This window comes from Paenibacillus xylanexedens, from assembly GCF_001908275.1.
Classification (GTDB): Bacteria; Bacillota; Bacilli; order Paenibacillales; family Paenibacillaceae; genus Paenibacillus; species Paenibacillus xylanexedens_A.
Genome location: NZ_CP018620.1, coordinates 4,659,553 through 4,684,636 on the forward strand (window position 1 = coordinate 4,659,553; position 25,084 = coordinate 4,684,636).

Consider the following 25,084-nt stretch of genomic DNA (forward strand, 5'->3'; position numbering starts at 1 on the left):
AATTTAAGTGATGATCTCGCCAATCCAATCCGCGAGTTCGTTAGGCGTAATTGCTGCTACATGTGCCCCCATATTGGTTAATGTCTGTGCTGCATGTTTGTTATAGACTGAATCCCCGTTAAAATCGAGCGCGGTGAGAATCAGTAATTTGCATCCTGCATCGATGATATCTTTACAGGCTTTGTACATTTGCGCGATCGGGTACCCTTCCTCCAGATCACTGACCAGAATAAAGATGGTTTTGCCTGGATTATCGATTAACGTCTCGCCATATCGCAACGCTTTGGTAATATGTGTCCCCCCACCGAGCTGTACATTCATGAGCACGTCTACGGGGTCTTCCAGTCTGTCGCTCAGATCAACAACCTGCGTATCAAATATGAATAATTTCGTGCGCAACGCATTCAAGCGATAGAAGATGCTGGCCATCACCGAACTGTAGATGACTGAATCCAGCATACTGCCACTCTCGTCCACACCAATGATGATGTTCCACTTGTTATGGGGCTGTATATTCCCGTCGAAATACAGACGATCAATCACAAACCTGCGCTTGTTTTTATCGTAATTCTTCAAATTCTTGGTGATGGTTCGCTTGAAATTCAGATTGCGCAAGGATCGAACTGAACTCGAGGTATAGCGACTGCGCTTGCCCATGATACTCGCTCGAGTCTGAGATTCCAGCTTGCTGCGTAGCTCTTCAACCACGGTTCGCACGATATCCTTGGCGCTCTTTAACACCTCACCTTTCATCCGTCCTTTGAACTGCATAATGTTCTTGAGCAGATTCATGTTGGGTTCAAGGGATTCAAGCAGCTTTTTGTCCGTTAACAATTCTGTCAGCCCATAACGATCAAGCGCCTGTTTTTCCAATATTTCTACCGTTGGTTTGGGGAATAGATCCCTTACTTTGTGCAGCCATTTTGGTACAGTCAGATTAGACGCACCGCGTCCTCCCTCTTTTCGGTAACCTTGTTCTTCACCGTATTCACGGTTATACAGATAACCCAGAATCTCATCGATTTCCGTATATTGAAATTCAGCCGAAGTGTATTGGTCTGTATTACACAACCCTTCTTCCGCCGATTCACCGAGAATCAGACGCCATCGATTTAAGGCTTCAGCAGAATGTTGATCCCCTCGGTTGCTTCCATCCGGATTGGAACTTTCATTGATTTCTCCGGTTCCTTCCGTTGTCCGATTCGCTTCATTCATATTAGCTTCCATGCGGCAAACTCCTTTCGAAGCGCTTCATCCCACGTCTTGGACTGAATCAGCATCTGCTCATCAACCGCAGGCCTCAACATCTCCTCTGGCTCAACCTGATGCAGACTCGCCACCCGCTCCGCAATCAAGCCCGTTTCCATTGGTGTAAAGTAGGTGAATGCCAACCGCAATTCCGGTACCATACTGATGAAGTCGTCGTATGACAGCTGTTCAATCAGATAATTCAACTCAGACAAGAGCTGATCTTCATATAAAAAAGCGTCACGTGCTACAGTGAATACTCCCTGTAAAAAAAGTGCCGTTTGACGGGTCTGATCCGGTGTACCATGGATATACCCGCGAGCACGATCAACAATCTCATCCCTAGGCCTGTCACCGAGCCCTGAGGAAATAGCCACACACACACCCTCCAGCTGAGCCGGAAGCTGGTGATCAGACAGAAGCTCATTCAGGTGAATTCGGAATGTCTCATCCTGAAAATACCCCTCTGATGACTCCGCGAGCATAGCTAGCAGCTTCAATCCCTGAATAATGGCTTCATGTTCATCCGGATTAGCTCTGGAGAGCTGTAACAACTTGTCTACGGCATTCCTGTAAGCCTCGGATACCAGCTCAGGGAGTTGTTGCTCGTCAGATAGTCCCAGCAACCTGCGGTGTTGATGAATTCGGTTCAAGACATGCAGGCTGTTACATAAGGATAGGAAATTCCCGTCGGTTCTCAGCGCCGAGCGGACCTGTTCATAGAGTTTCATCGCTGTGTCCTGAAGCCCCATGAGTAACGCTTGAAGCATGAGTCGGGCAAGTTCACCGCTATGATGATCCGGTATTTCTTGCATCTGTTCTTCCATTTTGCGTGTAGCCGCCCCGGCAAGTGTTCCACCATAGAGAGAGTTCTCTATCAATCTGGCTTCAATGCGGGATGAGTACATATAAACCCAGGTTTCGCGAACAAGATTCATATCACGCTCTGCGATCCAGTCCGGCCCCGATTGCCGTTTCGCAAATTCCGGAACCAGATAGGTGATGCATTGAATCAATTGGCTTATCTGACGATGCTCCGGTTTCGCATACAGATCCAGCACTTTTTTGTGTTGACCTGTTGTGCGAATCTGCAGTTTGTACTCTGTACAACGCGCCTTGAAGTCTTCCACGATGGGAATACTGAATGAATTGGGAGCCACGCTTCCAATGACGTCTCCTGTCAATAACTGCTGCAGCTCTTGCAGAGGTTTATCGGTCGCCAAGGTAAGCTCCCCTTTCACAAAGGAAGAGAGTGCTGCATCCATTAACTCATAGACGCCGCCTTCCCTTTTACCACGAAGCCCGGCAAGACCTTGAATCATGCTGTACGCCTCAATCGCATCACTCGTTGATACATGCTCGTGTCCATCCCTTAATTGGCGCATCAGCCGAGATAACAAGTCCAGAGCCGTTAGATTATACGGTGTACTCTTTTTGCGAAGCAGCTGGTTCCAGATCTGATCGTAATAATTTACATAAGGCATGCCGCTCGCATATCCATTGAGCCGATCCGCTTCAGCAAAGGTATAGACCATCGGGTACATTTGTTGGTGAACCGTATCTGGATTAACCGCACTTTGCTGAGACATTCCTGTTTTACCTTGTCCATCCAAACGTTGGTCTGTATGCCGTTTATCCATTTCTGGCTGTTCCAATTTGGATTCATGTTTCTCTGACATCAACAGTCCATACGTATGAAATCCACCTGTAATGACAAGCACACGGTCATGCTCCTGCACCGCTTGTTGAATACATTGTCTCATATGTGCTTCTCTTGCCAGATCACCTGAAGACTGTAATCGTTCCGTGGAATAACACATTCGGGATAAGGTACAATACGTGAATACATCCTGCACGAATGCCTGAGTGGATTTTTCCAGTCCGCCAATCTCAAACACCTTTTCCCACAATTCATCAAAACTGCGGCAGTTTGTTTTTTGGCATAATCGGTTAATGAAATCAGACCCCGCAAGCAAGGTTTCGTCCTGAATGGAGATTTCCTTTTGTTCTGTCTGGCCGGATTTGGATGCACGAGTGGAGAAGTGTTGATAGTCCAGGTCAATAAACTTCGCCGGAATATCCAGCCGTTTTGCTTCTTTCAAAGCTACATATTCAGGCGAATAACGAAGCATCGGATAATAGCAAGCTTCTCTCTCCAATTCACTCTCATAGGTATAGTACAGACTGACAGGAGGTATCGTTGCCTCATCACTCAGCACCGAAATTAATGGATTACCGCTCTCCGGTCCTTCGATCAGAATAATATCCGGTTTGTAGTCCCCGATTAATCGTAACAAGTGATATGAACATGCAGGGCTATGGTGTCGTATTGGATAATAAACCGTATGATTACTCAGGTTATATACCTGGGACTCGAACAAGGATTGTAACTGCTCAACATCAGGGTCCAGAACTGCTGTTAACCGATCCATTTTCTCTCCTCATAATAGTCCTTCCACATTCCCTCTTCTCTGGAACGCTCTTTTACGACCTTGGAGAAGTAGGTTTTGAGAATGGATAGATCCTTGTCGTTTTCCTTCGCAATGGTGCCCAGCATGTTCTGCACCAACCGATCCAGTGCAATAGCTTTATCTTCGTAATAATAGGAAGTCATCGCACTCTGGACATAGACAGACACTGCTTCCGCCGTACTCATGGATGCTTGAGGGGTATCGAGCTTGTATCCTTCCCGTGTCATGCCGGTGCGCAGTTCCATAAATGTTGTAGCCAGCAATTCAACCACATCAGGGTTAATGTCAATATCAATTCCACTATGTAATAACAGGCTTCGTGCCTGGGATTCAATAATTTTGGCTTCCATCTTCACGTTATGAATGGGCTTGATTGTTTCAAAATTGAAGCGACGTTTCAATGCACCACTCATTTCGTTAACACCTTTATCCCGAATATTGGCTGTAGCAATGACGTTAAATCCTGGTTGGGCAAACAGTACACCACCGTCCAGTTCAGGAATGCTCATAACCTTGTCACTGAGAATACTGATCAGACTATCCTGCGCTTCAGCCGGACAACGTGTAATCTCTTCAAAACGGGTAAGAATACCTTTCTTCATGCCGTTATATAACGGTGATGGCACAAGTGCCGCTTCCGAAGGGCCTTTATCAAGCAGCATGGCGTAATTCCAGGAATACTTGATCATATCCTCTGTTGTGCCTGCTGTACCTTGAATCGTGTTTAGACTGGTACCGGAGATCGCTGCGGTCAGCAGTTCGCTAAGCATGGTCTTGGCTGTCCCGGGTTCTCCCACGAGCATTAATCCTCGATTGCCTGCCAGAGTAACCACTGCACGTTCAATTAACACGTCATTGCCATAGAATTTGCGGGTAATCGTGATCTCTTCTCCATTTAAAAGCGCAGGCTTATCCCTGCCAATAATAAAATCTCGCACATAGGCGGGAGATAACAGCCAGTTCGGGGGACGTTTCCCCTGATCTTCCTCTCGCAGCGCACGTAATTCAACCTCGTATAATGTCTCGGCGGGTGGTTTAAGCATCTCCATCGTCAAGGTGTCTCCTCTCACGTAAACAGATCGTATGTTCTTATTCCTATCATTTTATCACAGCACTCCAGCAACTACCCGGTAAAACGATAAAAATGGTTGAAACGTCCTTCTTATCAGCACTTCTTCTAAGTCCATGGACATAGCCTCTAGCGCAAATATGAAGGTGAAATATCCTTACAGCCGTGCCAACACACTGGTTTCGGATCAGAATCAGCATGCTTATTACCCATTTAAAAGCATTGTAGGCCATATGACCTTAGGAATCATTACACTTTCGATCATGTCTTTCAACCAAATGATGCCGATTATTACAAAGAAGACACAGGCCATCAGCAGCCTGTGTCTTCTTATATGTTCAAATTTCACCCAATATCTATGAATTTTGATCGAAACAACCAATCTCTCATAAGTTCCTACTTACATTCTACGCCCACACGAAGCCGAATACAGCTCGTACCAATCATATCGGGTTAGCACAATATTCGTTGCATCACGGCAGGCCAGAATCCGCTCTGGTCGAATTGAACCAATGACAGGTTGTATCCCTGCTGGATGCTTCATTAACCAAGCCAATACAATGGATTCCGGTGTAACTCCACGCTCCTTAGCCATTCGATCAACTAATTGAGCCGTATGCTCAATTTCAGGACGTTGTCCCTCAACTACCCTGCCAGTAAATCGCCCCTGAGCAAGGGGACCCCAAGCTTGCAGTTGAATATGCTCTGCCTGACAATATTCCATCGTGCCATAGGGAAACACGTTGTCTCTGGCTTGAGGACGATTTACCGTCACACCAGCCTCTACGAATCCGATTTTGTCCAGACTCATCTCCAGCTGGTTCACAATCAGAGGTACTTTACTATGAAGCTGAAGAAGACGAATCTGTTCAGAACCCATGTTGGACACACCAAAATGGCGCACTTTACCGGAATGATGCAGCTCAGCCAGTGCTTCTCCAATCTCTTGCGGATGGGCAAGTGGGTCAGGACGATGTAACAGCAAAATATCCAGATATCCGATTCCGAGCCGTTCCAGGATACCGTCCACACTCGCCAGGATATGTGCACCTGAGGTGTCATAACGCTGTGGCCCTTCATCATCACCCACAAGACGTATACCACACTTCGACTGTATAATGATCTGTTCACGCAAACCGGGAGTTTCGGATAAAACTCGTCCCAAGACATGCTCTGCCTTACCACGTGTGTAAATATCCGCCAGGTCAAAGTGATTAATGCCGATTTCAATAGCTGCTTCTACCGCTCGATGACCTTCTACGACAAGATCTGAAGTAATGGGGAACCCATCCCATTCACCCCCAAACCGCATACAGCCAAGAACCATTCGACTTGCCGGAATCTGGTGATGATGCAAAGGAAGTTGTGCGTAAGACATGTCAGCGTTCACCTCATTTTCATTTTTACCAAGCATAATAACCGATTCTCTCTACCATGTCTTCTTCCATCTTCCTCTATTTTCCTGCTCTATCATCCATATGAAGAAAAAACAAGGTTTCAAAAGCTTGTGTATTGAATATATAGAGGGTGCAGGTATTATGCAGGAATATGAGAGGAGATTTTGCATTTGAATCCGAATGAATCCAACGAGTCCTCAAAGCCAGCGTTTTTCACGAAAGAATTCACGCATAACCCTTACCCGGTATATGAAATGTTAAGAAAAGAGGAGCCTGTTTTCAGACTCATGTTTCCTCACGGGGAATTCGGCTGGATTATTACGCGATACGAGGATGCAGTCCAGATCCTGAAAGATCCTCGCTTCAGCAAAGATATGGTCCGACGTTACGGCGCTGATAATCAAAGCATCTTCTCCAATAATATGTTGTTCTCCGATCCGCCGGATCATAAACGTCTTCGGGGACTTGTACAGAAAGCATTCACACCCAAACTGGTCGCAGACATGCGGAGCCATATTCAGGACATTGCTGATGAACTGCTGGACAACCTCCCGTCACAGGAAAAAATGAATCTGATCGATGACTTTGCCTTCCCACTGCCCATCATTGTCATTAGTGAAATTCTGGGAGTCCCTCTTGAGGATCGTGACAAATTCCGCATCTGGTCCAATACGATAATTGATGCTTCCATAGCCAAGAGCGCCGAGCTGTTTGAGCAGCATGCCAGGGAGTTTACGGATTACCTGACGGCCTGGTTTGCGAAAGTCCGCCAAGATCCCGGCACTGATCTGATCAGCCAGCTCGTCATTGCGGAAGAATCCGGGCAGCAGTTAACTGAACGAGAACTGCTTGGCGTTGTCTCCTTATTAATTATTGCCGGTCATGAAACAACCGTGAATCTGATTGGAAATGGGATTCTCGCCCTGCTGGAGCATCCGGAGCAACGCGAACTGCTCATCAACCAGCCCGAGCTTATTCACAATGCCATTGAAGAGATGCTTCGCTATAACGGACCGGTGGAGTTCAGCACATCCCGCTGGGCTCTGGAAGATATTGAATTCCGTGGAGAACGTATCGCTCAAGGTGATCTTGTCATTGTTGCGCTTGATTCCGCCAACCGGGACGAACAGCAGTTTAAGGATGCTGATATTTTCGATATCACACGCGAGAAGAGTTCGCATCTGGCTTTTGGCAAAGGCATTCATCTCTGCTTGGGAGCACCGCTTGCTCGTCTGGAAGGTGAGATTGCAATCAGTACACTTCTGAATCGTTTTCCTAATATACAGCTTCAGGCAGATGTGAATGAACTGGAATGGAGACCTGGTATGAATATTCGTGGTGTCAAGGAAATCCCGGTTCAACTAAAATAATGGCTAAATATGAATAAATGAAAGTGAGGCACATGACATCATGGAAATGAACACCTTGGTATGGATCGTTTTGCTGCTTCTGATCTTTGTGTTACTGGTCAGAGTCACCAGCCTGCAACGCCAATTGAATGAATTGAAAAGAGATGTGGAGCGTCTGGAGAACGGTTCAATCTCAGGCACACGCTCCGACTTCAATTACACCTTGTCGCCTAAGGAAGCAGCATCCCCTTCGCATACAAGCCAACCAGCCCAAACGGATCTGGATCAGGAACTGCTTACACTTATACAACAAGGGAAAAAAATTATGGCGATCAAACGACTGCGTGAAGCCCGAGGTCTTTCGTTGAAGGAAGCCAAAGACTATGTTGATTCTCTGGATTCGTGAAGTTTAAAACAAACCAAAAAGAGAGGCACTGTATGCATACAGTGGCCTCTCTTCAAACATTTTAACGGTTATTCTATTACCGATAAACTGAACTATTATTGGGCTGTAACTGCACCATCGATCGGATATACTGCACCATTAATATACGGCGCTTCATCTCCAAGCAGGAAGGAAACGAGGTTTGCGATCTCTTCCGGTCTGCCCAGACGTCCGGACGGAATGCTATCAACGGTTGCTTTGAACACTTCAGGGTTGTCTTTACCGAACTGAACAACCATAGGTGTCTCAATTGTACCTGGGGCAATCGCATTTACACGAATGTTGTCCTTGCCATATTCAATTGCAGCTGTACGCGTCAAGCCCACCACGCCATGTTTGGTTGCTGCGTATGGTGCAACTGCAGGTACACCAACAATACCGGCTGTGGAGGCCGTGTTCAGAATGGAACCCCCACCTGTTTTGAGCATTTCTGTAATCACATACTTCAACCCGTAGAATACACTTCTCAAGTTAATATCAATAATCTGGTCAAACTGTTCAATCGTATGTTCAATCAGCTTAATACCAGGACCTGCAATACCTGCATTATTAAAGAACATGTCGATTCGTCCGAACTCTTCGACTGTTTTTTTCACATAATTCTCAACTTCAGGTGCTTTACTTACATCTGCTTGTACAAAAATAGCTTTACTTCCCAGCTTCTCAATCTGCTTAACCGTCTCAAGACCTGTCTCTTCGACAAGATCCACAACGACAATGGATGCACCCTTCTCAGCCAGCTTCAATGCTGCTGCTTGGCCCAATCCACTTCCTGCTCCAGTAATGATGGCTACTTTTCCTGCGTGACTCATGTTGATCTCCTCCATGTGTGTGTGTCATCTTGTGATTGGATCGATGAATACGATATGAAACGTACTTACATGCGATGATGCAATATGTAGGTCAAAAATGGCATAAAACCTTCCTGACTTTACCTATTCTAATAGACTTTCGACATAAAAACAAATCATATAATATGTATTCATACTATATCACCTGTCACATTTTCAGCATTTTAATTGAAGGAGCACACAACTATTACGTCTTGTTGCATGCTCCTCTATTACATATACAATACTTTTTAAGTCAGTATCTCTACAACTTCAAACGGTGCATATCCGCTTATCAAAACACTTTAACGCAGCAAATTTGTTTTTGCCAATTCAATTATTTCGTCCCCGCGTCCGTTGAGCACGGCTTTCATCATCCACAGGGTAAATCCTTCCGCCTGTTTGATATCAATCTTCGGAGGTAAGGACAATTCCTGACGATTCACCACCACGTCAATCAGCACAGGACCATCATGCTGAAGGGCACGCTGCACAGCTCCTTCGAGTTCATCCGGATCCTCAACCCGAATACCTTCCATGCCCATGGCTTGAGCAACCATCGCAAAGTTGGGATTGACAAGCTCTGTTCCCGATTCCAGGAATCCGGCAGCTTTCATCTCCAACTCAACAAAACCGAGTGCTCCATTATTAAACACCACAACTTTGATCGGCAGATTATGCTGTTTCAATGTCAACAGATCACCCATCAGCATCGTAATACCGCCATCACCCGACAACGAGATGACTTGTCTGCCCGGATCAGCGACCTGAGCGCCAATGGCCTGTGGCAAAGCGTTTGCCATCGTACCATGACTGAATGAACCGAGCAGCCTGCGATTACGAGACATCTCGATATAACGGGCCGCCCATACTGTCGGAGTTCCGACATCACACGTGAAGATGGCATTTTCAGCTGCGGCATCACTAATGACCTTGGTCAGGTACTGCGGATGAATGGGCTTTTTACCCGGTTTTCCAACGGCCAGATCGTCCAGATCTTTGCGTACTTTCACATAACGATCCACACTTTTACGCAGATGTTTGTCACTGTGTTCCTCTGTCAGATAAGGAAGCAAAGTTTCAATGGTCGCTTTTACATCCCCACATACGCCGTAATCCAGCTTCGTGCGCCGACCCAGATGGGAAGATTGAATGTCGACCTGAAGGACTTTGGCATCTTCGGGATAGAATTGACGATATGGGAAATCCGTTCCGAGCATTAATAATACATCACAGTCCATCATGGCATGATAACCGGATGAATACCCAATTAGACCCGTAAGACCCACGGAATAGGGGTTGTCATACTCCAAATATTCCTTGCCTCTTAGCGCAATAACCATCGGGGATTTCAAACGATCACAGAGCTGCATGAGGGGTTCCCGAGCGCCCGCGCAGCCTGCACCGCACAACAACGTGATTTTTTTGCCTTCATTCAGATATTCCGCCAGTTTCACGAGTTCTGGCTCAGAAGGATGTACCACGGGGTTGGTTGCGTGATACACATGCTCAGGCACAGGCAGATCCGCTGCTTCAAGTCCTGCTACATCCCCCGGCAATACAACGACGGACACACCTGACCGTGCGACCGCTGTCTGAATGGCCATCGTCAGAGAACGCGGCATCTGTTTGGCTGTTGTAATGACTTCACAATAATCGCTACATTCCTGGAACAGATACTCCGGATGGGTCGCCTGAAAATATTCACTGCCAATCTCGTCACTTGGGATATGTGCAGCGATGGCGAGTACAGGAACACGATTGCGGTGACAATCGTACAGACCATTGATCAGATGCATATTACCAGGACCACTACTACCTGCGCAGACAGCGATACTTCCACTGACCTGAGCGTCCGCCCCAGCAGCAAATGCAGCTACTTCTTCATGACGTACATGAATCCATTCAATCTTCCCAGAACGACGAATGGAGTCGAGTACCGCATTCAAGGAGTCTCCAACAATGCCATATATACGTTTGATGCCAGCGTTCAATAAGGATTCAACCAGAACGTCCGCTACTGTTTTTTTCATAATAGGTGAGTCTCCTTTAATTGCTCATTTTGATTATGTTTCCACTCGGTTAATATACCTATTCTTATACCCCAATCTTCTGAAACCCGAACCAACTCAATATGTATGTCTGGATATATGAAACAAAAAACTACCCCTTGAACCGTTATTTCATTGTTAGCAAAATGCCAAAAAATCCGCTTGTCGAATGACAAACGGATTACGGTTAAACTAGGTTTATTGTTATTTCATGTGAATTCCCTAATCCAAATCAGACATTAGATAGCAGGCATCACATTGCCACCACTTACCGGGATATAGGCACCTGTGATAAATGAGGACAGGTCCGAAGCGAGAAAAGCTACCGCATTGGCGATTTCCTGATCTTCACCCCTGCGCTTCAGCGGCACAGTACGTGTATATGCCTCATCATGTCCAGGCTCACTGGACCGATCACGTTCGCTAATTGTCCATCCAGGTGCAACCTGGTTTACGGTAATCTGATACTCACCAACCTCCTTGGCAAGCACGCGATATACACCATCCATTCCACGCTTACCAGCGGTGTAGGCTGATTGATGAGTGAAATTTTGCATCGCACATTCTGTATTGATACCAATGAAGCGACCGGCTCTGACGTTTTGCATATGCGGTATGAAAGCTTTGGCAAGATACACACTCTGCATGACACAGGATTCAAACTGGCTCAAGTAATCTTCAGGAGACTGTTCCAATACCGTTGTCCATTCATATTGAATGACCGCATTGGCAACAACGATATCCACTCCGCCGAGGACAGACTGAATCTCATCACGCATCCGAAATGCTGTATCCTGCTTTGTAATATCCCCCTGTACAATAACAGCCTGACGACCGAGTGCTTCAATCTCACCCTGAAGCTCCCGAGCCTTGGTATCATTATTTATGTAATGTAGAGCCAGATTGGCGCCACAGGCTGCCAACGTACGGGCGATGACTCTCCCCAGTTGTCCGGTTGCACCTGTAACAAGAGCCGTTTTTCCTGAGAGATCCAATTGCATAACAGCGAAAACCTCCTTGAATTCATTTGTTCGAAAACGATTTCGGAAATATGTTACTTTTGTTCATTAATTACGCGTTATCAGAGAGATATACAGCATTGTTCAATGCTGTATATGGTAGTTCAACTTTTTTCCTATATGTGGAGACTATTAATTATGATGTTGAATAAGATCAATTTCCTGGAAGCGACTGACTTCCTTTTCCCAACGCTCTTCTACATATTGACGGTGAACCGGGTGATTGTTGTATGCATCATACGCAACCTGATCCGCAAAGACCATCGAGAAACTGTAGTCAAACTCATTCTTCTCACTTACCTGTTTCAGAACCTGAAATTGCTCTACGCCAGGAATGACAGCCAGTGCATCTGAACTTTCCTTCAAAAAGGCTTCGGCCTCCGGTGTATCTTTACCCGCGTAAAGTGTAAACGTTACCATATGTGTGATGCTGCTCATCTCTATTTCCTCCTCCAATATGTTCGTACTCGTTTCCTAGTGTACATCCGAATGTGTTGTAAGCGCAATAATTGGTTGAATTAATTTTTATGAATTGATATTTCTATATAAATTGAACTAAGGAATATTTACACTGGTCACTTCGATGACAGAACAACCTTCCGATCGCTGTTACCCCCAGATTTTTGTTTTTGATTCTTTCTATAAAGGTTAAATCCGGGGATAAAGGCGAACGCTCCGCTTCTTCAGGTTCTTTCTGTCCTCTCCGTTTTGTGTAAATGTTTATCTCAATTTATATAGTTACAAATATTAATTTCAAGTAAAATTCACTAGCCTTTACCCTGAATATGTACACAAAAAAAACCTCAGGACAAATCCCGAGGTTTTTTTGTAATGTATGGACAAACTTATTTGGTGATGTTGTATTTACGGTTAAATTTATCAACACGGCCACCGATATCCACGTTTCTTTGTTTACCAGTGAAGAACGGGTGGGATGCGGAACTAGTGTCCACACGGATTACTGGGTAAGAGTTACCGTCTTCCCATTCCATAGTTTCGTTAGAGAACTTCGTGGAAGAACTCAGGAATTTGAAATCAGCACTTGCATCGTAAAAAATTACGAGTTGTGTCTTTGGATGGATGTCAACTTTTGGCATAATCTATTTACACTCCTTTAATATGGGTACTTCTTTAGAATCAAACTACATTTTATTATACTCTTTTTTTGGACAAAGTACCAGCAGGTTTTGAGGAATAGCTAAAAAAAATATGATATCTGTGATTTTGCACCTAATCAGGTGTCACGCCGTCCCTTTCTCCAGTACATTCAACATGTACTCCAAAGCCTCCAGTTCATCCCTGCCTCTTGTCTGTAATTTGACAACACTACCATATCGAATGGGTAGTAACGCCATTCCAAGCAGGCTTTTGACATCTACACGATGCTCATGCTCAAACTCCATATACGACAAAATAATATCCGAGGAAAAACGCGACGCTTGAGAAGATACCGACATCAGATCATCCCGATGAAAATCAGCGTGTATCATAAATTCATGTACTCTCACAACCTTCAGTTCCTTTCGCTAAGTACTTATTCACCAATATGGTGTGTATCCATTTATATATTAAAATCTTCATGAATTATACCATGTTATGGGAGCTTGACCCATACTTTTTTTGCAAAAAAAACAAAAAAAGAGTCCTATACCGCAGGACTCTTCCAGGTTGTTCTTACATACCATTCGGATATACCATGACCTTCAGACTGCCGCTTTTATTGTGTAATGCGCGCTCCATCGCTTGCTGTGTCTCTTCGAGTGAATAACGATCTGTAATCAGGGGCATCACGTCATGCTGGCCGGAGCTCAGGAACTCAATTCCTGCCGGATACGTATTGGCATAACGGAATATGCCATAGATATCAACTTCATTGTCTGCGATAAAGGGAACATTGAGTGCGATCTCGTCCTGTGCAGGCAGGCCCACAATCGCAAGTTTGCCTCCACGTCGAAGTGAATACAGAGCAGATTGTAGCGCCTTTGGATTCCCCGCTGTTTCCCATGCTGTATCCACACCAACACCATTTGTTAACTCGCGAATCACAGCCAGCGCATCTTCATTCCGCACATTAATGGTATGAGTGGCACCCATGCGGCGAGCTGCTTCCAGCCTAACTTCCTCCAGATCCGTTACAATGATCTTCTCTACACCGAAAGATTTGGCAGCAGCCACAGCCATGAGTCCAACGGGACCCATACCCATGATCGCCAGAGTTGTACCCGGAGCCAACTTGCTACGGCGTGCAGCATGAATACCCACAGAGAATGGCTCATTCATAGCTGCTTCCTCGTAAGACAGATGATCCGGGATCGGGAATACCATATCTTCACGTATCACCATGTATTGTACAAATGCTCCATCCACCGGAGGGGTCGCTAGAAATTGTACATCCGGACACAGGTTATAGCGACCTTCCTTGCATGCCGTGCAGCGTCCACAAGTCACCCCAGGCTCAATAGCAACCCGATCCCCTGTTTTCAGACGTGATACGTTCGAGCCAACAGCAGCAATGATCCCCGCACACTCATGACCCAGAATGATCGGTTTCTCCACCACAAATCTGCCAATGCGTCCATGTTCAAAATAATGCACATCCGAGCCACACACCCCGACTGCCATCACTTGGATTAACACCTCATCCGCTGCCGGTTGCGGGACGGGTTGTTCCTCAATAATAATGTGTCCTGGCTCTGTCATGATAGCAGCTTTCATGGTCTCGGGCAGTTGATGTTGTCCCATACGGTTCTCCTCCTCATGTATGTCCATGCTGTCTATTGTACATCAAAGAAAACAAGGTATCTTCTTTCTTCCTAATTACCAAGTTCATCTGCATCAGCAATTCCACTCAATAGATTGTTCGACCTTGTTCATCCGCAATGCCGCTTTTGCGATAGAAGTACGTATTGATCATGTCCCGCCATTCCTTGGCATGTTCGGCCTGGTTGTCCTGTAATGAAGCAACTTTGCTGAAAATGACCGGGTCGATTTTGCCCTCCAGCCCTCTCCATGTCTCGGCTAACGCCTCTGCCTGCACAACACCTTCAAAGTGTGTATCATAAATATGCTGAATGACCGTTTTACCCGAATGCAGAACATGGGTGTACGGCACGTGATGGAAAAATAAGATCAGCTCATCCGGACAGGTGTCTACGGACTCATAACGATCAGCATTCTCAGGGTGATACTGTGAGGTGTATCCTGTACCGCTGTTCACGGTTCGATCTACACCAATGCCATGACAATCGGCAAAGTGATACGTTCCCCATTTGGAATACTCGTATCCATCTACATTCGGCCCGTAATGATGTTCAGGATTAACCATCCACCCCACACCGAGAGGCGCAGTATAATTCTCATAGATATCTAGTGAAGTCAAAAGCATGCCCGTAACTTGCCGCACAACTTCGTCTTCATGTCCAAATGTGAGTCTCACCCACTCATCGGCAATCTCTTCCGCGGTAAGCTCTGGATTCCACGCAAGTCTTCCATATCCATATAGATTCGCCTGCGCGAGTGGATGTCCTGTCCAACAGGCATCTGCACCAATATTGGATACTGCGGCGAAGCCACTGTATGGTCGTTTATACAGAGAACCGTCCGCGATTCGCTTGATCTCTGAACCTTCGCCTTTAGCATATGTGTCAAAGTCCAAAACTTCTTTCCACTGGGGAACCAGATAACAGAGATGACGTTGTTGCCCGGTATACTCCTGTGTAATCTGAAATTCAATCACCTGATTTGTATCTTCCATGGCGCCGAACAGCGGGGATACCGCCTCTCTTACCTGAAAGTCCATCGGCCCGTTTTTGATCTGCAAAATAACATTTTCGGCAAAACGCCCGTCCAGCGGCGTAAAGTGGTCATAGGCTGCACGTGCACGGTCAGTGGAACGATCCCGCCAGTCCTGCTTGCAGTTATAGACAAAGCAACGCCAGATGACCAATCCACCGAATGGCCGAAGGGCTTCAGCCAGCATGTTCGCACCATCGGCATGATCACGGTTATACGTGAACGGTCCCGGACGATTCTCGGAGTCTGCCTTGATCAGGTAACCGCCAAAATCCGGAATCGCTGCGTACACCTTGGCCGTTTGAATGTTCCACCATTCCCGTACCTGCGCATCCAGCGGATCAGCCGTACGCAATCCACCAATCTCAATTGGACTCGCATAGTTGGCGCTCAGGAACAATCGAATGCCATACGCTCTGAATTCAGCGGCAACCTTCGCCACATCACTAAGATAACGTTCCGTCAGAAACAGACTCTCACGGCGGTGTACATTAACGTTATTGATCGATATGGCATTGATTCCCGTGGAAGCGAGCAAACGTGCGTAATCCCGGATGCGTCCCAAGTCCAGCGTGAATTCCCCGTTATCATAGAAAATGGATTCTCCTGCGTAACCACGCTCAATGCTACCGTCCACGTTATCCCACTGATTAATCATCCGTAGCGCATTGGTTGGCTGCTCTGTAATGAAGCTCCACTTATTCACAGCGCCATCCGCTTCATGTGCACTTCCTTGATCCATTGTCAGCTCTCGAAGCAGATGGAATGCACCATACAGCACACCTTGCGGGGTCTCTGATCCAATGACCAGTACACCTTCGGTCTCGTTCTCACGAATGATGTACCCTTCCCCTTGAACAGTTGAACGCTCTGTCTCGCTGAACGACCCAGCCACTGAATCGCTACCTGTCCAAGTGCCGATTCGTATTGCGGGAGCGGAAGCGTGATTGTCCCGTTCACTTTCCTGACCATCAGACAGATGACTGACCGACGGTTTCACGCCATATAACCTCTCCAGTCCCCGTGAAAGTTCGGTCAGAGCTGTTGTAATTACTCCATGGTTCTCTTCCACCAATATCAGCTTGCTCCACGCAGGAGCCGTCTTTTGGTTAAACTCATTCGCTCTTGGCAATTCATAGTGATACCCCAGCCACGCATCATACTGTGGACCTGACAAGGCAGTTTGAACGACGGATTGGCTCATTGTACCGCCTCCTTGCTGGCATAGATCTGCACAAGGTGATTCCCTTTTCCTTCGAGTAGCCATAGGATCGACGTTACACCACGCGGGTAGTACTTGCTGCCAACCGCTACACCAGACAGGATCTGGTCACTCCAGCACCAGTAGGATTCCTCCGGATGCAGCAACCAGTTGACATGAGCCGCGTCTGCTGCCTTGCCTGTCTCATTCCATTCCACACCCAGCAGCTCTCTAGCGATAAACTGGGACAAATAGATTTTGCTCAGCCACGAGTTATTGCTTGTTGAGGACAGTTTCCAGCCTCCATCTTCGAACAGACATGTTCCCGGTACAAGAACCGTCTTCAGATGAGTTTGGAGTGCTTTCAGATAAGGTCCAAAACGACCATTGACTTCCAGTGCTGCTTCACAGCCTGTAAAGTACGGGAACACCAAACCTTCAATCGCCGGAATGATTCGAGAATCATTATTTTCTGCAATAACAGCTGGAATGTAGCCGCCATCAGTCAATTGTGCAGCAATACTGGCAGCGCAGCGATCTGCTTGAAGCCCTGCTTGATGGGACAGATCTGCCAACTTCTCAGTTGCGAACAGCTTCTCCAATGCAACATAGACCGCCCAACATTTACCCGCCAGATAGATATTATTGCGAGACTGACCAAGTGACACATCCAGGCTGTCGTAAGTTGTAATCTCCGCTCCACCTTGGGTACGACTGCTATCCAGACCCATCAGACCGTTACGCTGCTCTGCGTCGGGATGGTCACGATTAAGCATGCTTTCGAAGCAATCCTCGATAACAGGCAACATGTTTTTCACAAAAGCTTGATCCTGTGTCTGTTCAATGTATACTGTCGCGCAGCAGAGCCAGTTCACCAGCTCCTCGTGGCTCATCTGTGAGAAACAGTCTTCAATGCCAACCAGCTCATATGCCGAGTGTCCAGGGCGTGAGAACACATTGGCAACACCAATATCATGGGTAAAGGTAATTCCGCCCGGATATAACTTCTCTTCCCCCGGGAAACGAACCTGATCCGTATAACTGTATCGTTTCACAAACCACTCCAGCTCATTACGCACCGTCCATGGATTCAAGGCAAGCTCGAAGTACAACTGATCAGCCGTCAGATCAAGTGTGTTCATCATCCGATACTCCCCTTCGTTCACCACCCAGAGTGGCTCACCATCGGCATCCAGCAGTTGAGTACTCGCATAATAGCTGTGAATGGAATGAGCAAGCATGAATGATTGATCTTCGGTCAAAGCAGCCGATCCAAGGCGCTGTTCAACCTCTCCACAGGATGCAGTCAACTCACTAAAGCGTTGTAGTGCATACTCTCCTGCTGCCTGAATATCGGAGAAATAGCGCGTATACCAATACGTTGTGTCCATGCCGGTCGTCACAATGCCCCCGCGATAGAAACATACTGCGAATTGATACGTACGTTTCTCTCCAGCCGGCACCTCCATCAGTAGTGCAGCGGTTGAGCCAAGTCCAAATGCCAGATTCTCCCGATGTTTCTCTTGCAAGAGTTTCTCCAGCGTAAATCCGCGTGCGGGCCACAGTCCATCATCTGCTGACATAATCGCTGTAAGTCGACCTTGTCCCACACCTGTGATGGAGCCACCTTCCGGTCCTCCAATCAGACGCATCGCAGAGTACGGATCATTGCCCTGATAGCCAAAGTAGGCTTTGCGGAATTGTTGACCTTCCGTATTGTCAATCGTCATCTCAACCAATACGGCAGGTACGAGTGCATCCATTAATTCTTCACGATCCCCATTCGTTGGATCAGGTACTGGACGTACAGGCGAGTAGATACGGAACGTCAGATCTCCAGCAGTCCACGTATCCGTACCTGAGGTAAATTCACGGGTAATATCTTCATCGCGAAAAGCCGTAATAAGAGGTTGTGGAACTTTGGTCGCTGTTGTCGACGCAGTGTCCCCATTCTCCAACTTCTCTACATCATAGCGGCTGCTCTCATCCTCGGAAGCTTCATAAAAAGGAAGCGCCTGATAATTGTCGCCATCGCGAGATTGTAATCCAATATATACATTCTGGTCAGCCGGCTTGCCGAGTTCAAGACCCAGCCCGCCTTTGGCTCCTTTGTAACCCAGTGTAAAACTCGCAAAAGCACCAATCGGTGCGTGATGTGCATTATAAAAGATGGATTTGGACGTATTCATGAATCATAACCCCTCTCAGAATGGTTGCATACGTTTTCATTAGCCCCATCCTAACACGTGGTTCCACCTCCGACCATGATCAAATCAATCGGATATTTACCCAAATCAAGCTGATAGACTATAATAGATTAAAGCGGTTACACAAAAACATTCCATTAGATATACGTGCGTAATCAAAATCACATTTTTTGAACAACCTCATATGAAGGGGGATCTTCCATGTCTTCAACGTATTTGCCTCCTACTTTGGGAGAAAGTGTCCATGAAGTTTTTTATCCAGATGTACAAACAACGGTCAATCTGTTTGCCATTCATTTACGAAGTGTGGGTATGGACTGGGATTATCCGGCACATGAGCACCCTCAATATGAATTGAATTATGTCACGGAAGGCGAGCAACGCATGATGGTGAATGGTACCCTATACATTCAAAAGGCTGGCGAACTGCTCCTGATTCCTCCGGGAAGCATTCATTCCAGCCAGAGCCATAACGGCAAGGGATTCACGTATTTTTGCATGCATTTTGACATTGATGATCAGTTGTTCTTATCGTTGCTGGCGCGCATCAAACAAGTGCGATTCAGTGCGGATAGTCCGGTTACACAGCAGATTGAGCCGGTTCTGCGCAAATTGATGTCATCTGCGGATGATGAAACAGCAAATACGATAGTACAGCGTATGCAGCTTCAATCTGCGGTATTTGAACTATTTGGCCATCTGTGGGAGGCGGTCTCGAAAGAGGCAGCTCACTGGTTTACCGACGGACACGAGAAGATAGAACTCGCCCACCAGATTCGTAATCGGTTGCAAGGCCTGATGAGTCAGCAATTCAAACAGGGACACGAGTCCAACGGTCACTATGGCATTGATGATATTGCAGCAGAGCTGGGCATCAGTTCTTCTCACTGTAATCGCGTGTTCAAGCAGGTGTTTGGTCAGTCTCCACGTGCTGTATTATCCCAGTTGGTTTTGCATGAAGCGAAGCTTCTTCTGAGCAATCCGAAGCTGTCCGTTCAAAATATTGCCGTCATGCTTGGTTATAAGGATATTGCCCATTTCAGTCGTCAATTCAAGCGCTGGTCCGGCATGTCACCCTCCCGTTACCGACAGGAACAGCCTGCTCTGGAATAGGTCTAGTAGCAGGCTGTTTGTCTTTCTGATTTATTTCAACAAACGCTTAATCAGCTTCAGCTTGTTATCATACGGTGGATACAGAATCGGCAGATTCAACTTGGTGCTTTTTTTCAGTACACTTTTGAGATGAGAGAAGGTTTCGAAGCTGTACTGCCCATGATACGAGCCAACACCGGAATGACCAACACCGCCAAACGGCAGACGTGGATTCGCTACATGCGTGATGGTATCGTTAATGCAGCCGCCTCCAAAAGAAACTTCGCGCAGCACTTTGTCCTGAACCCGGGTGTCGGAAGTAAACAGATACAAGGCGAGTGGTTTCGGCCGCTTTACGATTTCTACAATGGCTTCATCCAGGTTACGATAGCTAATGATTGGCAAAATCGGTCCAAAAATCTCATCTTCCATCGTCGCTGCATCCCAGGACTCCGCATCAATTAAAGTAGGTTCAATGAAGCGATCTTCCTCATCCGAAGCTCCCCCATATATTACTTTGGCCTGATCCCGTTCAATCAAAGTCGTCAGACGTTTAAAATGTCCCTTGTTCACGATTCGCCCATAGTCCTTGTTGTGCTGGATATCCGAACCAAAGAAGGACACAATCGCTGCTTTCATCTCTGTAATTAACGGTTCCTTCACGCGCTCATGCACAAGTAAATAATCGGGTGCGATACAGGTCTGTCCTGTATTGAGCAGTTTGCCCCATATAATGCGCTCAGCTGCTACTTTGATATCCGCCTGTTCATCAACGATGACCGGACTTTTGCCTCCCAGTTCTAACGTAACGGGAACGAGATTTTTGGCAGCTGCCTCCATCACAATCTTGCCAACCGGTACACTGCCTGTAAAAAAGATATAGTCGAATGGCGCGTTAATCAGCGCTGTTGTTGTGTCTTTAGCACCGTCAAGTACCTGTACGTATGCCGGTTCAAATACGCTCGCAATCATCTCACGTACAACAGCGGACACCGCAGGTGTATTCTCTGACGCTTTGAGCACGGCTGTGTTACCTGCTGCAATAGCACCTACCAATGGTTCGATTAAGAGTTGAAAAGGATAATTAAACGGTCCGATAATCAGAACCGCCCCATAGGGTTCGGGTATAATATAACTTTTCGAACCAAGGAGTGCCATTTGCGTTTTCACTTTAACGGGTTTCACCCATTTATTCACTTTACGAATGGTGTGTGTGATGCTGTCCATCATAAATCCGATCTCGGTTGTGTAGGATTCGAACTCACTTTTGCCCAAATCCTGATAGAGAGCTTCTGTCAGTCTGGATTCGTACTTTTGAATGGCCTGCTTCAGTTGGGTCAGACGGGCAATTCGAGCTTCTGCCGATCTTGTGGCCCCGGAACGAAAGAACTGTCGTTGCTGCTCCAGAATCTGTTCAACTTCCTGACTGGTTACTTCCTGTATAGTCGTTGTCATATATACATACTCCTCTACTTATTATTGATCAAGCGTTTAAACTTACGAACCTATAAGGCACATGCAAAAGCATGTTTTGTCACTCTTAATCTACAGACACTCTTCTTCCAAAGCAGCTACCAATTCCTTCAGCAGTTCCACCGATGCATTCAATGAAGCCGAATAATAGCGCTGTGTGCCCTTCTGTTCCACAGATATAAGCCCCTTCTCTAACAACAGCTTGAGATGATGAGATATGGCTGGCCGGGATAGGCTGGATTGTTCGGTAATTTCATTCACCGTCATTCTGCCCTTCTCGGTAAGTGTCAGCAAAATGGATTGACGATGGTTGTCACTTAACACCTGAAATAACGGAATACAGGTTTGAAAAACGCTAATTGCTTTTTGTCCCATGGTTTCACCTCTATATTATTTCTTCTTCATTATTTCTACGTATATTTTCTCTGTTCAATGTCTGTTCGTTTAAACATTCGAACCTAATGATTGAATTGTACTCTTTAATCACTTGAACTGCAAGTGAACCATCAACTAAATTTAATATAATCTTATAAAGCGCTTCCATACTACCATACAAGTATGGTAGTATGTCATTGAAGGAGTTGAAGTTGTGGAATATACCCCAAAGTTATCATCCAGAGCCGGTTTGTTGCCTGTTGCGAGCAATATGTCTTCCATGAATAATAAGCAATCTTACTCAACGCGAGATGTCGTTTACTTCACGCTGAAACAACTCATTTTGAGTTTGAAAATGCCTCCGGGAACAGCTATTTCAGAGAAGGAAATTTCGCTGGAGTTCCAGGTAAGCCGGACACCTGTTCGAGAAAGTTTTGTAAGGCTTGCACAGGAAGGTCTGCTGGAAGTGTATCCACAGCGTGGCACATACGTCTCTCTGATTCAGGTCGATCTCGTTGAGGAAGCACGGTTCATGCGTGAACAGCTCGAACGAGCCGTAATCAGGCTCGCCTGCGAGAACTTTCCGAACGAACAGATGGTCGCTCTTGAACAGAACCTTGCGCGGCAACAGGAATGCAGGGTCAAACCGGATGATGAACGAATGTTCCAATTGGATGAGGAATTCCATAGCACTCTTTTTGCAGGCTGCAACAAAAGCAACACCTGGACTGTTATCCAGCAGATGAATGTACATTTGAATCGAAGTCGCATGTTACGCCTGTCCTCGGATCATCAGTGGGATCACCTGATAGAACAGCACAGATCCATGGTCAAGGCCATTCAGCAGCATGATGCCGACACAGCAGAGCGACTGATGCAGGAACATTTGCATTTAACTGTCACCGATTTGGCTGTCCTGCAGGATACATATCCTTCCTATTTTCAATGAGTGAATTTTTCTTCCTACTATTCATGATGAGGTGAACGTGATGAGAATGGTTTTTCGCTGGTTCGGCGAAGGCAATGATACGGTAACGCTGGATCATATCCGGCAGATTCCGGGTGTTGAAGGTATTGTGTGGGCACTGCATGATGTTCCTGCTGGCGAGGAATGGCCGATGGACAAGATACTCGCTGTCAAAGCAGCAGCTGACAAGGCCGGGTTACATCTGGATGTCGTTGAGAGTGTGAACATCCATGAGGATATCAAGTTGGGTCTGCCATCAAGAGATAAATACATTGCGAACTACATTAAAACGATGGAGAAACTGGCTCAGGTAGGTGTGAAGGTCATCTGTTATAACTTCATGCCGATCTTCGACTGGCTTCGCACGGATATGCACAAGGAAATGGAAGATGGCTCAACTGCCCTCTTCTATGAGCACAGTAAACTCGCGGATATAGAACCCCTGGAACTGGTTCGACGCATTACCGAAAACTCCGCACTCACCATGCCAGGTTGGGAGCCGGAACGATTGCAGTATTTGACTGGTCTGTTCGAAGCCTACAAGGATGTAACCGAGGATCATATGTGGGAGCACGCACGTTATTTCCTGCAAGGAATTATTCCTACAGCCGAACGGCTGGGGATTCGAATGGCCATCCATCCGGATGATCCGCCTTGGCCAATCTTTGGATTACCGAAGATTATAACGAGTCAGGAGAATGTTCGGAAATATTTGAATCTTTATGATAGCCCTTACAATAGCGTGACGTTATGCAGTGGCTCTTTGGGAGCGAATGCTGATAATGACATTATCGGGATGATACACGAGTTTAAGGATCGGATTCCATTTGCCCACATTCGTAATGTCAAAATCTACGAAAACGGCGACTTTATTGAAACGTCACATCGCAGTCAAGATGGAAGCGTCGATATTGCGGGGGTTGTTGAGGCTTATCACGATATCGGTTATGAAGGTTATGCAAGACCCGACCATGGTCGTCACCTCTGGGGCGAACAGTGCCGACCTGGCTATGGACTCTATGACCGGGCTTTGGGGATAATGTATCTCTGGGGCGTCTGGGATTCCCTGCAAAGGAGGACAAAAGCATGAGTGAACAACAATATGAACGCTCATCTCGTCTCAAAGGCAGAACGGCTGTAATCACCGGAGGTGCCGGAGTACTATGTCGCTCCATGGCGGAAGAACTCGCTCGGCACGGTGCAAGTGTAGCCATCCTGAACCGTACTGTGTCCAAGGGGCAGGAAGTTGTAGCTGCGATTGAAGCTGCAGGTGGCAGAGCGATTGCTATTGCCTGTGACGTAACCCAGGCCGATAGTGTGCAAGCAGCGGCAGATGCGGTGCTGGAACAGCTCGGACCATGTGATATTCTGATCAATGGCGCCGGTGGCAATAACGCCAGTGCCAACACCACAAATGAAATTTTCAGATTGGAAGATCTGGAACAGCAGAACGTCACTACGTTTTTCGATGTGAGTGTAGAGGGATTTCGTCAGGTCATGGATCTGAATTTTGTCGGTTCCCTCATCCCCACTCAGATCTTTGCAAAACATATGATAGAGCGTGATATTCCCGCCACTGTCATAAACATTTCTTCCATGAGCGCCCCGTCGCCCATGACGAAAGTTCCAGCGTACAGCGCTGCGAAGGCAGCCATTAACAACTTCACGCAGTGGCTCGCCGTTCATCTGGCCGAATCCGGTATTCGTGTCAATGCTATTGCACCCGGGTTCTTCCTGACCGAGCAAAACCGTAATCTATTACTGCAACCAGACGGGTCACCAACGGAACGTTCCAGTAAAATTATTGCTCATACACCCATGCGCCGCTTTGGCAAACCGGAAGACCTGCTTGGCACATTGATGTGGCTTGCTGATGAAAGACAATCCGGCTTTGTCACTGGCACAGTCATTCCGGTAGATGGCGGATTTATGGCCTATTCTGGTGTTTAACGATTAACGTGCAAATGAATCAGTTCAACTAATATAGGTATTTAATGAAACCGAAGCTTGGGATACATACCCAGGTTTCGGTTTTTTTGCGTTCAAGCATAAGATCATCCGGCGTAGGAAAAGCTTGTTATAGAGAATTTGAGAAGTG

The 25,084-nt window shown here is 46.6% G+C and carries 21 protein-coding genes; 6 read left to right on the top strand and 15 right to left on the bottom strand.

All coding sequences use genetic code 11. The features are described from left to right. Positions 1-3 precede the first annotated feature (3 nt). The 4 genes from BS614_RS20370 to BS614_RS20385 form a co-directional block, all read right to left on the bottom strand. Positions 4-1,227 (bottom strand): VWA domain-containing protein, encoded by a 1,224-nt coding sequence (locus BS614_RS20370; RefSeq protein WP_244898173.1) that lies wholly within the window; start codon positions 1,225-1,227, stop codon positions 4-6. Beyond that, complete coding sequence (locus tag BS614_RS20375) at positions 1,212-3,680, bottom strand: DUF5682 family protein (RefSeq protein ID WP_074095348.1); 2,469 nt, start codon at positions 3,678-3,680, stop codon at positions 1,212-1,214. Before BS614_RS20375 ends, BS614_RS20370 begins: the two co-directional genes overlap by 16 nt. Then, complete coding sequence (locus tag BS614_RS20380; protein ID WP_074095349.1) at positions 3,668-4,768, bottom strand: ATP-binding protein; 1,101 nt, start codon at positions 4,766-4,768, stop codon at positions 3,668-3,670. Before BS614_RS20380 ends, BS614_RS20375 begins: the two co-directional genes overlap by 13 nt. A gap of 420 nt (positions 4,769-5,188) precedes the next feature. Beyond that, positions 5,189-6,166 (bottom strand): aldo/keto reductase, encoded by a 978-nt coding sequence (locus BS614_RS20385; RefSeq protein WP_074096931.1) that lies wholly within the window; start codon positions 6,164-6,166, stop codon positions 5,189-5,191. 189 nt (positions 6,167-6,355) lie between these two features. Between BS614_RS20385 and BS614_RS20390 the strand changes: the two genes are divergently transcribed. Together BS614_RS20390 and BS614_RS20395 are read left to right on the top strand one after the other, a co-directional pair. Continuing rightward, positions 6,356-7,555 (top strand): cytochrome P450 family protein, encoded by a 1,200-nt coding sequence (locus BS614_RS20390; RefSeq protein ID WP_074095350.1) that lies wholly within the window; start codon positions 6,356-6,358, stop codon positions 7,553-7,555. Between the two features lie 40 nt (positions 7,556-7,595). Next, complete coding sequence (locus BS614_RS20395; RefSeq protein WP_074095351.1) at positions 7,596-7,940, top strand: ribosomal protein L7/L12; 345 nt, start codon at positions 7,596-7,598, stop codon at positions 7,938-7,940. 95 nt (positions 7,941-8,035) lie between these two features. On the opposite strand, the gene BS614_RS20400 is transcribed toward BS614_RS20395, so the two are convergent. The 9 genes from BS614_RS20400 to BS614_RS20440 all read right to left on the bottom strand — a co-directional run bounded on the left by BS614_RS20400 (position 8,036) and on the right by BS614_RS20440 (position 19,061). After that, positions 8,036-8,791, bottom strand: a complete 756-nt coding sequence (locus tag BS614_RS20400; RefSeq protein ID WP_036673709.1) for an SDR family NAD(P)-dependent oxidoreductase — start codon at positions 8,789-8,791, stop codon at positions 8,036-8,038. A 323-nt stretch (positions 8,792-9,114) separates the two neighbouring features. Beyond that, on the bottom strand, positions 9,115-10,842 hold the full coding sequence (gene poxB / locus BS614_RS20405) for a ubiquinone-dependent pyruvate dehydrogenase (RefSeq protein WP_074095352.1): 1,728 nt from the start codon (positions 10,840-10,842) through the stop codon (positions 9,115-9,117). A gap of 257 nt (positions 10,843-11,099) precedes the next feature. Continuing rightward, positions 11,100-11,861: an SDR family NAD(P)-dependent oxidoreductase gene (locus BS614_RS20410; protein WP_074095353.1), complete on the bottom strand. Its 762-nt coding sequence runs from the start codon at positions 11,859-11,861 to the stop codon at positions 11,100-11,102. Positions 11,862-12,011: 150 nt separating this feature from the next. Then, positions 12,012-12,317 (bottom strand): Dabb family protein, encoded by a 306-nt coding sequence (locus tag BS614_RS20415; protein ID WP_036673713.1) that lies wholly within the window; start codon positions 12,315-12,317, stop codon positions 12,012-12,014. Between the two features lie 407 nt (positions 12,318-12,724). After that, on the bottom strand, positions 12,725-12,976 hold the full coding sequence (locus tag BS614_RS20420) for a type B 50S ribosomal protein L31 (RefSeq protein ID WP_036613829.1): 252 nt from the start codon (positions 12,974-12,976) through the stop codon (positions 12,725-12,727). A 144-nt stretch (positions 12,977-13,120) separates the two neighbouring features. Continuing rightward, complete coding sequence (locus BS614_RS20425) at positions 13,121-13,387, bottom strand: HPr family phosphocarrier protein (RefSeq protein ID WP_074095354.1); 267 nt, start codon at positions 13,385-13,387, stop codon at positions 13,121-13,123. A 166-nt stretch (positions 13,388-13,553) separates the two neighbouring features. Then, positions 13,554-14,621: an NAD(P)-dependent alcohol dehydrogenase gene (locus BS614_RS20430; protein ID WP_074095355.1), complete on the bottom strand. Its 1,068-nt coding sequence runs from the start codon at positions 14,619-14,621 to the stop codon at positions 13,554-13,556. 106 nt (positions 14,622-14,727) lie between these two features. Next, a complete protein-coding gene (locus BS614_RS20435; RefSeq protein ID WP_074095356.1) occupies positions 14,728-16,875 on the bottom strand; it encodes an alpha-glucuronidase family glycosyl hydrolase in 2,148 nt (715 codons plus the stop codon). Beyond that, positions 16,872-19,061, bottom strand: coding sequence for a glycoside hydrolase family 52 protein (locus BS614_RS20440; protein WP_074095357.1), 2,190 nt, complete (start codon positions 19,059-19,061; stop codon positions 16,872-16,874). The genes BS614_RS20435 and BS614_RS20440 overlap by 4 nt, the downstream gene beginning before the upstream one ends. A 219-nt stretch (positions 19,062-19,280) precedes the next feature. Between BS614_RS20440 and BS614_RS20445 the strand changes: the two genes are divergently transcribed. Further along, positions 19,281-20,192, top strand: coding sequence for an AraC family transcriptional regulator (locus BS614_RS20445; RefSeq protein ID WP_074095358.1), 912 nt, complete (start codon positions 19,281-19,283; stop codon positions 20,190-20,192). Positions 20,193-20,222: 30 nt separating this feature from the next. Here the strand turns inward: BS614_RS20445 and BS614_RS20450 are convergent, their stop codons facing one another. Continuing rightward, the gene (locus BS614_RS20450) at positions 20,223-21,626 is read right to left on the bottom strand and encodes an aldehyde dehydrogenase (RefSeq protein ID WP_074095359.1); all 1,404 of its coding nucleotides are present in this window, start codon (positions 21,624-21,626) and stop codon (positions 20,223-20,225) included. A gap of 90 nt (positions 21,627-21,716) precedes the next feature. After that, positions 21,717-22,019 (bottom strand): ArsR/SmtB family transcription factor, encoded by a 303-nt coding sequence (locus BS614_RS20455; RefSeq protein WP_017688208.1) that lies wholly within the window; start codon positions 22,017-22,019, stop codon positions 21,717-21,719. Between the two features lie 271 nt (positions 22,020-22,290). On the opposite strand from BS614_RS20455, the gene BS614_RS20460 reads away from it, so the two are divergent. From BS614_RS20460 to BS614_RS20470, 3 genes are read left to right on the top strand one after another with little or no spacing between them, the layout of a single operon-like run. Continuing rightward, positions 22,291-22,968 (top strand): GntR family transcriptional regulator, encoded by a 678-nt coding sequence (locus tag BS614_RS20460; protein ID WP_074096932.1) that lies wholly within the window; start codon positions 22,291-22,293, stop codon positions 22,966-22,968. A 40-nt stretch (positions 22,969-23,008) separates the two neighbouring features. Continuing rightward, complete coding sequence (gene uxuA, locus BS614_RS20465; protein WP_074095360.1) at positions 23,009-24,076, top strand: mannonate dehydratase; 1,068 nt, start codon at positions 23,009-23,011, stop codon at positions 24,074-24,076. Then, positions 24,073-24,936 (top strand): SDR family oxidoreductase, encoded by an 864-nt coding sequence (locus tag BS614_RS20470; RefSeq protein WP_074095361.1) that lies wholly within the window; start codon positions 24,073-24,075, stop codon positions 24,934-24,936. The genes uxuA and BS614_RS20470 overlap by 4 nt, the downstream gene beginning before the upstream one ends. The last annotated feature ends 148 nt before the right edge of the window (positions 24,937-25,084 follow it).

Excerpts from the sequence above, each read along its gene's own strand:
- BS614_RS20370 (WP_244898173.1), bottom strand. The coding sequence starts at position 1,227 with ATGGAAGCTAATATGAATGAAGCGAATCGGACAACGGAAGGAACCGGA.
- BS614_RS20375 (WP_074095348.1), bottom strand. The coding sequence starts at position 3,680 with ATGGATCGGTTAACAGCAGTTCTGGACCCTGATGTTGAGCAGTTACAA.
- BS614_RS20380 (WP_074095349.1), bottom strand. The coding sequence starts at position 4,768 with ATGGAGATGCTTAAACCACCCGCCGAGACATTATACGAGGTTGAATTA.
- BS614_RS20385 (WP_074096931.1), bottom strand. The coding sequence starts at position 6,166 with ATGTCTTACGCACAACTTCCTTTGCATCATCACCAGATTCCGGCAAGT.
- BS614_RS20395 (WP_074095351.1), top strand. The coding sequence starts at position 7,596 with ATGGAAATGAACACCTTGGTATGGATCGTTTTGCTGCTTCTGATCTTT.
- BS614_RS20400 (WP_036673709.1), bottom strand. The coding sequence starts at position 8,791 with ATGAGTCACGCAGGAAAAGTAGCCATCATTACTGGAGCAGGAAGTGGA.
- poxB (WP_074095352.1), bottom strand. The coding sequence starts at position 10,842 with ATGAAAAAAACAGTAGCGGACGTTCTGGTTGAATCCTTATTGAACGCT.
- BS614_RS20410 (WP_074095353.1), bottom strand. The coding sequence starts at position 11,861 with ATGCAATTGGATCTCTCAGGAAAAACGGCTCTTGTTACAGGTGCAACC.
- BS614_RS20415 (WP_036673713.1), bottom strand. The coding sequence starts at position 12,317 with ATGAGCAGCATCACACATATGGTAACGTTTACACTTTACGCGGGTAAA.
- BS614_RS20420 (WP_036613829.1), bottom strand. The coding sequence starts at position 12,976 with ATGCCAAAAGTTGACATCCATCCAAAGACACAACTCGTAATTTTTTAC.
- BS614_RS20430 (WP_074095355.1), bottom strand. The coding sequence starts at position 14,621 with ATGGGACAACATCAACTGCCCGAGACCATGAAAGCTGCTATCATGACA.
- BS614_RS20435 (WP_074095356.1), bottom strand. The coding sequence starts at position 16,875 with ATGAGCCAATCCGTCGTTCAAACTGCCTTGTCAGGTCCACAGTATGAT.
- BS614_RS20440 (WP_074095357.1), bottom strand. The coding sequence starts at position 19,061 with ATGAATACGTCCAAATCCATCTTTTATAATGCACATCACGCACCGATT.
- BS614_RS20445 (WP_074095358.1), top strand. The coding sequence starts at position 19,281 with ATGTCTTCAACGTATTTGCCTCCTACTTTGGGAGAAAGTGTCCATGAA.
- BS614_RS20450 (WP_074095359.1), bottom strand. The coding sequence starts at position 21,626 with ATGACAACGACTATACAGGAAGTAACCAGTCAGGAAGTTGAACAGATT.
- BS614_RS20455 (WP_017688208.1), bottom strand. The coding sequence starts at position 22,019 with ATGGGACAAAAAGCAATTAGCGTTTTTCAAACCTGTATTCCGTTATTT.
- BS614_RS20460 (WP_074096932.1), top strand. The coding sequence starts at position 22,291 with ATGTCTTCCATGAATAATAAGCAATCTTACTCAACGCGAGATGTCGTT.
- uxuA (WP_074095360.1), top strand. The coding sequence starts at position 23,009 with ATGAGAATGGTTTTTCGCTGGTTCGGCGAAGGCAATGATACGGTAACG.
- BS614_RS20470 (WP_074095361.1), top strand. The coding sequence starts at position 24,073 with ATGAGTGAACAACAATATGAACGCTCATCTCGTCTCAAAGGCAGAACG.